General features: G+C 43.6%; 11 protein-coding genes. 7 read left to right on the forward strand and 4 right to left on the reverse strand.

Features of this window, described 5'->3' with window-relative positions:
* Positions 1-20: 20 nt before the first annotated feature.
* The 5 genes from prmC to NBH14_RS10745 all read left to right on the forward strand — a co-directional run bounded on the left by prmC (position 21) and on the right by NBH14_RS10745 (position 4,027).
* Positions 21-878 (forward strand): peptide chain release factor N(5)-glutamine methyltransferase, encoded by an 858-nt coding sequence (gene prmC / locus NBH14_RS10725; protein WP_186959110.1) that lies wholly within the window; start codon positions 21-23, stop codon positions 876-878.
* Entirely contained in the window at positions 866-1,354 is a 489-nt protein-coding gene (locus NBH14_RS10730) for a regulatory protein RecX (RefSeq protein ID WP_186959111.1), read from the forward strand. Before prmC ends, NBH14_RS10730 begins: the two co-directional genes overlap by 13 nt.
* Complete coding sequence (locus tag NBH14_RS10735) at positions 1,338-2,024, forward strand: ComF family protein (RefSeq protein ID WP_186959112.1); 687 nt, start codon at positions 1,338-1,340, stop codon at positions 2,022-2,024. Before NBH14_RS10730 ends, NBH14_RS10735 begins: the two co-directional genes overlap by 17 nt.
* 94 nt (positions 2,025-2,118) lie before the next feature.
* Positions 2,119-3,348 carry an AAA family ATPase gene (locus tag NBH14_RS10740; protein WP_186959113.1) on the forward strand — a complete coding sequence of 410 codons (1,230 nt, stop codon included), beginning with the start codon at positions 2,119-2,121 and terminating at the stop codon, positions 3,346-3,348.
* Positions 3,332-4,027 (forward strand): RloB family protein, encoded by a 696-nt coding sequence (locus NBH14_RS10745; RefSeq protein WP_186959114.1) that lies wholly within the window; start codon positions 3,332-3,334, stop codon positions 4,025-4,027. The genes NBH14_RS10740 and NBH14_RS10745 overlap by 17 nt, the downstream gene beginning before the upstream one ends.
* A gap of 257 nt (positions 4,028-4,284) precedes the next feature.
* On the opposite strand, the gene NBH14_RS10750 is transcribed toward NBH14_RS10745, so the two are convergent.
* From NBH14_RS10750 to NBH14_RS10765, 4 genes are all read right to left on the reverse strand, one after another.
* Positions 4,285-7,686 (reverse strand): DUF6383 domain-containing protein, encoded by a 3,402-nt coding sequence (locus NBH14_RS10750; protein WP_186959115.1) that lies wholly within the window; start codon positions 7,684-7,686, stop codon positions 4,285-4,287.
* A gap of 507 nt (positions 7,687-8,193) precedes the next feature.
* Positions 8,194-9,831, reverse strand: coding sequence for a DUF3987 domain-containing protein (locus NBH14_RS10755; protein WP_250817419.1), 1,638 nt, complete (start codon positions 9,829-9,831; stop codon positions 8,194-8,196).
* 3 nt (positions 9,832-9,834) lie between these two features.
* A complete protein-coding gene (locus NBH14_RS10760; RefSeq protein WP_250817421.1) occupies positions 9,835-10,557 on the reverse strand; it encodes a BT4734/BF3469 family protein in 723 nt (240 codons plus the stop codon).
* A gap of 25 nt (positions 10,558-10,582) precedes the next feature.
* Positions 10,583-10,819 (reverse strand): DUF4248 domain-containing protein, encoded by a 237-nt coding sequence (locus NBH14_RS10765; protein WP_186959116.1) that lies wholly within the window; start codon positions 10,817-10,819, stop codon positions 10,583-10,585.
* A gap of 212 nt (positions 10,820-11,031) precedes the next feature.
* Here NBH14_RS10765 and NBH14_RS10770 point away from each other — a divergent pair, with 212 nt between their 5' ends.
* Entirely contained in the window at positions 11,032-11,472 is a 441-nt protein-coding gene (locus NBH14_RS10770; RefSeq protein WP_186959117.1) for an HU family DNA-binding protein, read from the forward strand.
* A gap of 44 nt (positions 11,473-11,516) precedes the next feature.
* Positions 11,517-11,984: a glucosaminidase domain-containing protein gene (locus NBH14_RS10775; protein ID WP_186959118.1), complete on the forward strand. Its 468-nt coding sequence runs from the start codon at positions 11,517-11,519 to the stop codon at positions 11,982-11,984.
* Positions 11,985-12,442: the final 458 nt, after the last annotated feature.

Raw genomic sequence — 12,442 nt, forward strand, 5'->3', positions numbered from 1 at the left:
TGCATTAAAATTAAATTGATATGACTGGGACTGTCGCCTATATACAAAATACGCTCAAAGATTATTATCCGCCAAGTGAAATTAAAGCATTCATTCGTTTGATAATGGAACGCGTTTGCGATATTCAGCCGCACCAATTCTTACTTTGCAAAGATAAAGAATTATCTGAGACGGAGAAGACACAGATTTATAATATCGTAGAACGATTGGTAAAATATGAGCCGATCCAATATATTTTCGGTAAAACAGACTTTTACGGATTTGAGTTTCTAGTGGACCCGTCAGTGCTGATCCCCCGTCCGGAAACGGAAGAATTGGTGGAATTGATCGTACACGATTATGCCAAAAAGAGTATTGACATTCTGGACGTAGGTACCGGTAGCGGCTGCATTGCCATTACTTTAAGGAGATTACTGAAGAAAGCACAGGTTTCAGCACTCGACATCTCTCCGGAGGCGTTGAAAATAGCCAAAAGAAATGCCGGGATCAACCGCGTACAACTGACTTTTTACGAAAAAGATATTCTCCAGCCATCCAAAACGGCCGATTCCATTGAAGACGAATTCGATGTCATCGTCAGCAACCCTCCCTATGTCATGGAGAAGGAAAAAGCGGAAATGGAGAAAAACGTGCTCGACTACGAACCTTCGCTGGCACTGTTCGTTCCCGACGACAATCCGTTGTTGTTTTATAATAACATTGCTCGCTTTGCCGAACAGAAGCTGAAAAAGAAAGGCTACCTCTATTTCGAGATCAACGCACAGATGGGCGAAGCCGTGGTAAATATGCTGCGCATGATGGAATTTAAGAATGTGGAACTGATACAGGACCTGTCGGGCAAAGACCGCTTCGTAAAGGCACAGACATGGAACAGATAACCGAATCCGAAATGCTACGCCGCGCAGCCGCTTACTGCTCGACTGCCGAACATTGTATCCAGGATGTACAAAAAAAGATTAAAGCCGCCGGCCTCTCCCAAGAGGAAGGCGAGCGGATCATTGCACGTCTGCTCCAGGAAAAATTCATCGACGAACATCGCTTTGCCCGTTATTTCGTGAACGACAAACTGCGCTTCAATAAATGGGGACGCATCAAAATCGCGTACGAACTTCAAAAAAGGAATATCCCTGCTCCCATCCGTTCGGAAGCGCTGGAAGGGATAGACGAAAAAGAATATGCCGATATCCTCCAATCGTTGCTGAAGGCGAAAAAGAAATCGACCAAAGGCAAGGACGAACGGGATATCTACATCAAACTCCTCCGTTTTGCTGCCGGCCGTGGCTTTGAAAGCCGGGAAACATCCCGTTGTCTGAAACAATTATTCAACGGGAACGATTATGAGGAAGATTTTTAATGACCTGCTGCACCTCTTTTTTCCTAAACTCTGCATGTTGTGCCAGACACCTCTCGTCGGAGGGGAAGATCATATCTGCCTGAAATGTCTTTGCGACCTGCCCCGTACAGGACACAATTTTCTGGAAGAGAACCCCGCCACCTACCTGTTTGGCGGAAAAGTCCCGGTTTACCATGCAGCCGCTTTCCTGCATTACGAAAAAGGCGGCCATGTGCAGCAGCTTATCCATTCCCTGAAATACCACGACAACCGTGAGATCGGTTTCCGCCTGGGACGTATGGCCGGCCTGAGGTATCAAAAAGCGATCCTATCAGAGCGCCCAGACCTCCTCCTCCCCGTCCCGCTCCATCCCAAGAAGCGGAAACAGCGCGGCTACAACCAGTCCGAATGGATCGCCCGCGGCCTCAACACTCTTTTGAAACTCCCGATCGACACCACCAGCCTCCGCCGCACCAAAGAGACAGAAACACAGACGCACAAACAGACTTACGACCGTTGGCTGAATATGCAGGATATTTTCTCTGTCGTCGACCGCGAAGCCCTGGCAGGAAAACACATCCTCCTTATCGACGACGTCATCACCTCCGGATCGACCATCGGAGCATGCGCCGAAGCACTGCTGACGATCCCGGGAGTACGGGTGAGCGTGCTGGCGATAGCGATGGCGTAAAAATGAGAAAAAATCGTTTACAATTAAACATCTTATCGTTTTTATAGGTACATTTGAAGCAAATTATGAGAATTATTCTCAAAAAGTCAACATCATGGTTCATTTAATCGAGTTTACAGTAGGCAACTTTCTATCTTTTAAAGATAAGAAAACATTCAGTATGGAAGCCTCCAATATCAGAGAACTTCCTGACAATATATTGGAAGCTGGTAATTACAAACTGCTAAAAACTGCTGCGATTTACGGAGCAAATTCGAGTGGTAAAAGTAATTTGATAAAAGCTTTGGAGTTTATGCAAGACACAATCATGAACTCTTCAAAACTAAATTCCACCGACAAACTGGACGTTACTCCTTTTCTGTTGGCTAAAGAAAACAGCAGTCTCCCTTCATATTTCGAAATACTACTTCTTATCTGGGATAATTACTATAGATATGGTTTTGAATTAGATAATGACAAAATCCACTCAGAATGGTTATACATAGTTCCTCAAAATACCAAGAAAGAGCAAGCACTTTTTCTTCGTGAAAATGAAAGCATAGGAATATCTAATGCTTTTTCTGAAGCTAAAGGGCTGGAAGAACGAACCAGAGAGAACGGTCTTTTTCTGTCCGTTTGTGACCAATTCAATGTAAAACAAGCAAAAGAAATAATTGCAAATATAAATGACATCAGGATTTTATCCGGAGTAAATCATGATCCATTCAAGAGCATGACCAATGTTTACCTGAGAGAAGAAGCAAAAAAAACAAAAGACTTCTTCAACAATTTTCAATTAGGATTTATCGATATTAACTTGATAACAGGAGAACGAGCAGCATTCGATAAAGCCCAGACAACTCATAACATTTATGATATATCAGGCAAAACAATAGGCCGACACTCTTTTATTATCACAGAAAGTGAATCTGCCGGAACCAATAAAGTTTTCGATATGGCCGGATTTATTCTGTATACTTTACAATTTGGCTTTCCACTTGTTGTTGACGAGTTAGATGCTAAGCTACATCCATTGCTGACAAAAAAAATAATCGAAATGTTCCATTCTCCGGAAATAAATCCCAAAGGTGCCCAACTCATCTTTGCCACTCACGACACAAACTTATTAGGCTGCGACTGCTTTCGTCGCGACCAGATATGGTTTACTGAAAAAGACGAGAAAGAACAGACAGACTTATATTCACTAGTCGAATTCCGTGATCCGGACGGAGTGAAGGTGCGCAATGACCGAAATTACGAGAAAGACTATATACAAGGACGCTATGGTGCCATTCCATTTATTGGCGACTTTTCAAATCTAATGAACCATGGCAAAAAGAGTTGACATCAATAGTTTACATAAACGCTTTGAACGTGACGAATCACGGAGCAAACGTGTGGTAGGTTCACGCAATTTAAGAGTTTATTTCCTGATTGTATGTGAAGGACAAAAAACGGAACCTCACTATTTTTCTTCGTTCAACAATATCCTTCCTCCTTATACATTGGATATAGAAACACAAGGGGAGGGCTGTGATCCGCTGGGAGTTGTCAATGCAGCCATTGAATTCAGAAAAACAAGTTCCAAACCATTGAATAGTGTGTGGGCTGTCTTCGACAAAGACGACTTTCCGTTATCCCGATTCCATAATGCTATTGAGAAGGCAGAAAAAAACGGAATAAAGTGTGCCTGGTCCAACGAAGCGTTTGAACTTTGGTATGTGCTGCATTTCCATTATCGAAATACACCGATGTCGCGCGTTGAATATCAAAAGTGTATTGAAAAAGAAATGAATCAGAAAATACTAGAGTTAGAAGGTAAAAAGGGGAAATTTTCCTATCATAAAAATGCCAAAGATATGCATGAATTATTGCTCAAATACGGCAATGAAGCACAAGCTATAAAATGGGCTGAAAAACTTTCCAAAACATTTGACACAAAGGAATACGCAAAGCATAATCCCTGTACAATGGTTTTTCAATTGGTTGACGAATTAAATAATCCGGGAAAAATACTTAAATAATCCTGTGATGAAGGTATAACACCAACGAAAGCCCGGCGGATCAGTTCCGTCGGGCTTTGTTTTTGTCTGTTTTCACTCTTCACAGAGGTAGAACAGAAGAACTTTATTTCATTACTTTAGTATTAATATTTACCGCTTGTTCGCCTGTCACAGGGTAATTGGAGTTCGATATCACCTCGCGGTAAATTTAGAATTATTTTGATTATAAATATTTCTTATAAGAGAGACGCAGCTTAGTACGCCTCCCTATATGAATCTTATTTTACAATAGCTTTAACAGCAGCTTCGCCTTCAACTGTAACGATTACTACACCTGCAGGAGCAGAGATTGTAGCGTTATCAGAAGAAACAACTGTACTAGCTACAGTCTGACCTAATACATTAGCAACTGTTACAGTCTTACCTGCAGCGTTCAATACCTGAACACCACCTTCTACAGTTACAACCTTAACAGCAGAAACAGCTTCGATTGCATCATTTGAAGTAGGTACGTCGTTGCCTTCAGACAATGTGAAGATCTGAGCATCGCGCATGATTTCGTCGATAGAGCCATTAGTACCTTCATGATCTTCAGAAGAACCGCTTGTTGCAGTGTGACGTGCAATAACCGGACAACCGTTCTGTGATTTAATCCATCCACCTGTGAATGAACCTACAGCATCACGTTCTGATTCGATGAAGAAGTTTTCTTCGTCACCTCTGTTGATCAGACGCAAAGAGAATGTATAAGGTGAGTCTAATGCTACAGGAGTCAATTTAGCTAACTTAGCAGGATCGATAACACCACCTTTTTCTTCGCTAACCTTCAGGCTTGCAAGAGTAACATCTTGTTTCAAAGGATCGTTAGACAAGATATAAAGTTTACCACCCTGATAAATACCTTCTACGAAGCCCAGACGATCATAGCTTTCAAACTTGTAATCCTTACCATAATTTTTCATATTGATCAGGAAGCGACCTGTCATATAACCTTTATAAGGATCAGCATGTCCACAAGGATCTGTTACTTCGTAACCATGAATATCACACCAGTAACCATCAGCAACAGTAGCTGTATCTACAGCGAACAAGAACTCAGGCATAATTCCAGCATGATCAGAAACTTTGAAAGAAGCCATTGAAGGATTGTAACCTTCAGCCTGGTGAACACCTTCAGATGTTAATCCAAGGAATCCAAACGTTTCATTTCCATTTCCTTCATACAGATATTCGTTAGCAGCACCTCTCTTCAAGAAGAACTTAACAGTCTTGTCAGCTGTCAGATCACGATACAATTTAACATCAGCCAAAGCGATAGCAAATGTTGAACTCGGTTCGCTAGGAATGTTATTCAAGTCATCGTAAGCCAATTTAGAAGTAGATTCCAAAGAAGCCTGGCTGATAGCAGCGTTAGCAGTAGTACCGTCTGTTTTGATCAATACATATGTTTCAGTTTCAGCTTCACCCATTATTTCGTCTGATTTGAAGAAGAAACGTGCTTTTTCCAGACCAGCAGCAGTACCTTCAGCTTCAGTCATTGCTTTGTAGTAAGTCGGCTTGCCGTTTTCAACAACCTGATAAATCCAAGTTTTGTCGTTGTCAATCAATGTTTCATCCAATACCTTTACAGTATATGCTTTTCTTGACAAAGCAGGAAGAGAACCAACTTGACTTCCAAATGTTACAGTACCAGCTTCATAGAATTCGTAATAGCTATTTACACCCTTAGTAGGAACGAAGAAGTTACCTTCAGTCAGGTTCAGGAAGTGATTGTCAACCAGATTATCGTTGAATTCGAAAGTGAATTTGTTAACTAACAATTTGTCACCTGCGTTATAGTAACCATGATCTGCACTTGTCAATGCATTTTCAGCAGTAACAGGAGCAATATCATATGCTTCACGATCATTCAATTGTTTAACTGCAAAACCTGTATAAGTTTTATCAATAGCGAAATATTTGCCATCTTTTACATAAAGCTGACCTTCGAATACAGTCGGAACACCGAATTCACGGTTCTTAACGATTACCTGTTCGTTTCCTTCTTTCTTAATAGTCCACATAGTTGCAGGCATATTGTTGTAGTTCTGATTTTCTGTCGGAACATCCAGTTGCATGTCACCAGCGAAGTTACATACGATATATTCGCTACCATCTTTAATAGTATAAAGATTAGAAGCAAATTCTGCACGTTGCAGATAAGAGAACTTCTGCTCAATAGAAGTAGTAATAGCAAAACCGTCTATTGAAGCCGGAGCTACAGTTAACACATTTCTACCATCTGCCAGTTTTACAGTTGTGAAAGAGACAGTCTTTTCGTCATATTCACTCGGACTCACTGATTCATTAGCAACAGAGTTTGCTGATTTCAGCTGATTGGCAACTCCTTTTACAGTAAAGGCACTAGTACTACCACCAGCAACACAAGCTGTAAATGCAGGTCTCGGAACAGTATTATACTCTCCATCCGTCATGATACCTGCGTTCAGCGGTTCAATAAGCAGACGATCTTCTGTCGGGAAATAAGTAGCACGGAACATTGCGCGTGCTTTCATATAATCATTTGCAGCCGGAGCTAGATCAGTTACTACTTTTACGCTAGGAGAAACACTAGGAAGCTTATTTTCTTCATAACGTTCAGTGCTAATCTGCAAATATTTTGCAGCATCACTCTTTAGCTGGAATGACAAATTGAAGTTAGCATACTTTGCATCACCGAAAGCTGTTTCAGGAGCAGCTACTAAACCGTCTACTGCAACATATTCCTGTTCCAAAACGTCTGCGCCTACTACATCTTCTTCTACTGTAAATTTGAAGTTTCCGTCACCGTCAGCATCCAAACGATTGTTGAAATCTTCTTTAGTCATAAAGAAAGGAGCAGCAACTACCGGTTTGATTTCCAAACCATCTACATCCTTCGGATTGGAAGGAAGAGCATCAATATGAACAGCTACTAATGATGTAACCGCTGCATCTGCATTAGTAGTAGTCTTAACGGCATAACCATTATTCTTTAATGCACCATTGATTGCATCGTTATCAGTAGTAGAAGTTGCTTTCTTCAAAGTCATTACCAACTTTTTAGAAGCATCAGCAGGATCTGTGTAAACAGAATACAATTTGGTCCAGCCCATTACCTGAGCACCATTGTTATTCAGATACCAGTTCCATTCGTTAATACCTTTGCTCAGATATTCCACGTTAGCATCTTGAGCCAAAGTCTGGTCGAAAGACAATTCATAACCGGTTTCCTTATTTACAAATGTAAATTTACCACCGCTCACACCATCTTCAGCCGTATATTTGATCTTCCACAAAGAAGCTGTCAGAGGAGCCTTACCGCTTTCATTCTTTTCAACAACGCGCAAATAGATTTTACCGGTTTTTGTATCGCGTTCCTGAATCAGGACATCAGCAATAGGAGTAGAATCGTCATTTACTTCCAACTGATACCAAAGACCTTCCTCAACCTGTTTTACATCCTTTACCCAAGGAGCACCAGTAACAGTCTTCAACCAACCGTTAGCCGGATCAAGTACCGGGTTTTTATTCCCTGCAATGTTTGTATAGCCAGTCTGACCCAGGCGATACTCAAAATCAGTACCTGCATCATAAGTCTGTGCAGCTACAGATCCGGTCACCAAGGCGGCAGCCATCAAAGTAAAAAACTTTTTGTTCATAATCAATAAATTTAATATTAATAATAGTGTTATAAAAGTCTGTACAGAGGACACGTCGAAATGTCACAAATTGTTAAATGACGAGTTTAAACGTTCCTTTTTTCTAGTCACGTTTTTGCACCTCTTTTGCTTTCGTGTGAAAAAGGATGAATTTTGTACTTACTTTGCTATTGTCTTGATAAGAAAGGATATAGAAAAGAAAAAAATATTTGGAAAAAGATTGGAGGTTTAAAAGAATGTCGTAATTTTGCTGGCGAGAAAAAAGGAACCTTTTTTTTAGTCAGTCATTTTTGCATCTCTAATGGCTAACAATCATACTTCACAAGCACTTTTTGAACCCAGTAGAATAAACTGTTTTCTTCAATACCCTTCCAACGGGTGCTTACCCGTCAGAATCCCGATGCCTACTCGTTTTCGGGGCGATAACTATCCGTTTCAAAAAAGGCCGTTTTAGGCCGGTGAAATGTTAATGAGTCTCACGAGTGTCACGAGTCTCACCCCCATTTTTCATTTTTTGACATTTTTGCCTTTTTCTGTCTTGCGATAGTAACCGGTTGATACTAAAACGACAAGGCTGTATTCCTGTGCTTTTTTCAACATACGGAACACACTCGAACGGCTAATTCCCCGGACACCGGCCTCATCGATTATATCCGACGTCTTAAACTCATCCGGCATCACATCGAACAGGTCGACCTGCGCATCCGGCAGCTTATGACGCTGATCCGTATCGCTATGCTTCAACGACGTGCTCACCAGCAACGAATGACTCAGGCAGCGGGTCCCGATATGGAAAGCGATATCGAAATCGTCATCCAAAATCTCGATTTCCTCCGCCGTACCCTTCGTTTCACCCTTGCGGATTCCCGTCAGTGTCATCGCTATACGGAAGATAATCAAGCGATGGCGCAACACAACCGAAGCAACATCATCGTTCCCGAATACGCGTACATTATTATATTCACGTTCAAAGTAACGGTCAAGCCTTTTACGCTGCTTATCAGAAAAGACAACGAAGGTCGGAGACTTCTCCAGATGCACCGCCATATCAAGTACCCGCTGCCCCAGTCTTTCAAAATAACGCACGCTGCACATCGTATCGTCGACCGATGTAAGCGGTTGATAGTCGGCACGGCCGGTAATTCGGTAAATCAGCAGACGGCTATAAAGGCCGCTCTCGGTCGAAGGGATCAGCTTCAACAACATGCCAGGGGTGCCCGTTGCCAGAAAACCTAATTCGGGGAACTCAATAAAAGAAGTCCCGTTGGTTTTCGATGAACAGCCGATCCGTTCATGTTGGAAAGCCTGGTTCAACACATAACTATACCCTCCGAAGTCCTGCATAATCGTATTATTTACCGATTCGAGTTCTGTCTCGTACAAAAACGAAGCATAAGGACTGTTCACATCCAACTGCTCGATCATACGCGCCGTTGTCGTGTAACCACTCATATGCAAACGTTTCTGACAGACCGGTACCGGCTCTTCCGGAGGAGGTCCTGCCGGCTTCTTTCCTTTCGCGGCACGTACCTGCGCCTTATAATTGTCCGACAATTCCTTTTGCTCCTCATACTCCTTCACCTTCGCTTTCGAAATATCGAAGATGTAGTCTTGCCAGGGATCGGCCAGCTTACGGACAACATTGATACATCCCTTACCACTTCCGGAAGGTCCTATAATTAATGTATAGAAAGGAGGCTTATAAAGTTGCTTCTTCAACATGCCGCTGACACCCGGCATGATGGTACTGAGCACGGTCAGCGAAGAGAGGACCATCAGGTCATATTCCCGATCGTCGGCAGCCACCTTCAGGACGTCCGAAAGCAGTCCGGGAAAACGGTCGATCACCGCCCTGTCGAGGTGAGGCAAACCGACTTCATCCGGATCAATATCAAAGCCTAGAGGCGAATCTCCCTCAGCAGTCGGATTTTCAGAAATGGGGGTGAGACTCGTGACACTCGTGAGACTCTTTTGTCCAGTGGAAGCCGTCGGAGGACACCAGGGATTGCTGCCGTGCGACGAGCGGTAACGGCGGTACACGTCGGACACGATGCCCCGGATTTCCTTCTCCGCAAAGCCCGGTTCCACATAACGGCGCAGGCATTCGGCGGTCACTTCGTTTTCGTCGAACCCCGCACTGTTCAAGGCCTAAGCCAGCTTCAACACGAAGCTATGACGGCCGCCACCGGCAAAAGGATTGCTTGCTTCAAATTTGTCGATGTAGTTGGACAACGAATTGTCCGGATAGGACGACGGACGGACAGACGGAGTCTTTTTCGCCACCGGCACCGTTTCCTGCGGAACATGCACCACTTCGGCCACCTCTTTATAAAAAGCATCCGGATCATAGCTGGCAAAGCAACCGCGGTTGGCATCCTTGCCGGAGATATCCACCGTTACACCGGGAAGGTCTTTCTCAATCATCGCCCGCACCTGTTCGAATGCTTGCAGATGATGTTCCTGATCGCTGTCCACCAGCACGAAGAGTTTGTTTCCCGTATGGGAAGGACTGATATGGCCGGCTTTCACATAACCGAGTTGCGCAGCCTGGCTTAGAATTTGCTCGGGTGGCAACAGCACATCATCAAGATCGAAGCAGATGCAACCGGAGTAACGAACCATATGTTCGAGTTTACGGCCTCCAGCCATCGCTCCGCCGGGAACCAGCAGAGGGAGTCTCTTCTTGCCGGCTTCGGCTTTTTCATTTTCACTGGCAGCTAAATAGGCTTGCACTTTTTCTACCGCTTTTTTGTGTTTTCCGCTTCTGACGTCAGCAATGTAGCGTTCGAGGGTGGTTAACATCAACGTTTGCGTGTCGAATGCCGAGAAATACAACGTACATTCGACAGTTTGTCGTTTTTCTAAATCCATGGATTTATAATTAAATTAAACATTTTCAGGGTTCGCCCAGGTGTTCTACCAGGACGACGACCTGTTTTGGTGTGTATAGCTTCTGAAATTTTACCCATCCGGCGGCTTCCAGCTTGGCTTTCAGTCCGCGGGAGGTACGTATCCATTCCCACATGCGTTTATAGGCAACAACCGGCGTGTGGCCGGGGAAATACAGTTGGGCGAATTCCGTTACGCCATAGGCTCTCCTCCAGGGAGAAACTTCTGTTTTTTTGTCTTCCATAATTATTTATAAATTACAATATTAATACACCACAATATAAGCATTATATCAATACGTTGTTCCGCAAAAGACGGATATTTATCAAATAAAAAATACATACTGAACATTACACACCATCCCGCAGCCTCCCATGAAGGGGAAAGCCTGTATTATCTTTGTAATGTAGTTCAGAAACAAGTTCTTATTACACTAACCCTTAAACAATTAACAGTATGTCAGTAAAGTACAAGCTGGTCTTGAAAAAAGACCTTACCAAAGGAGCGGCAGCGGATGCGAAACGTTATTACGCCTCCGCTCCGGTGAGCGGAATGATGGATTTCGACTCCATCTGTGAATTGATAGCCGACCGTTCCACTGCGAGCGACGGTGACGTAGCACTGGTTGTTCTCGGCCTGATTCGTGCGATGGAAGAAGCTTTACTCCGCAACGAAGTAGTTCAACTTGGAAGACTAGGTAATTTCCGGTTGTCGATCGGTAGTTCCGGAACAGTCGAAGAAAAAGATTTTCAAGCCAACATGGTCCGTAAACCGAAAATCATCTTCACCCCCGGCGATAAGCTACGCGCCATGATCGAAAAAGTAAGCCTCGAACGCATCGGCAAAGAGCCGGAAGCACCGGAAGGCGGAGGAAGCGACCGCCCGGAAATTGAGTAATCTTCAATTTTTAATTTTCAATCTTCAATTTTCAATTAAAAAGTATGACAGCACAACAAATCAGCTTCGTCAAGAACTCCCTGCAGGCCGCCGTGTCTGCGGGAGCCTCTTTCAACATGAATCCCACCGTGATACTGGCACAGGCTGCCTTCGAAAGCGGATGGGGAATGAGCAAACTGGCAACGGGTAGTAACAATTATTTCGGTCTGACGGCCTACGGTTGCAGCAACCAGTACTGGCACGGTGGTAAAACGACAGTGAACACCGGCAGCTACTCCCTGGATTTCCGCCGGTACGACACCCGCGAAAATTCCTTTCTCGACTTCGCCCGCCTGATCCGCAACAACTACCGTACCGCCTGGCAGGCCAGCAACAACCCGGAAGCCTATGCCCACGAGATAGCCTATAGCCCGTATATCAGCGAACTGAACGGCGACGACCGCGAAACCTACCGCCGAAGCCTGGTCCAAATGGAGAAGACAGTACGGGCGATTGTTGAGATTATTATTTAGAAAATAATGAATCAATGTGGCAATATGCCAATGTGCCAATTTAGAAATAATTGAGTCATTTAGCGACATTGTGGACCCGAAGGGTTCAATTGTGAATAGCCCCCGGTGAAGCCGGGGGATCCCGATATATACCGGATGGTGCGTCCCTGAAGGGGGCGAATAATACATTGTGATTGAACCCTTTCAGGTAGGGTGTTCAGTAAAGTGTTCTCAAAAACGCATTTTAGCATGGCAAAGTATAGACTTCCTCTAACGGAAAATAGGGCAAGTATTGTCTAATATGTTCACCGTAAGACTTGTTTTATCGGTTGATTATCAGTATCTTTGAGTATTAGCAACAAATTAATTAATCATGGGGAAGAATAATCAAGAAGTGGAAAATATCCGCCTTCGAGAAGAAGTAAAACAACTAAAAAAAGCGAATAAGTCTCTTGAGAAAAAGTTGGCCACTGCCAATT

Origin of the sequence: Parabacteroides caecihominis (assembly GCF_023656785.1) — a bacterium.
GTDB classification, from domain to species: Bacteria; Bacteroidota; Bacteroidia; order Bacteroidales; family Tannerellaceae; genus Parabacteroides; species Parabacteroides segnis.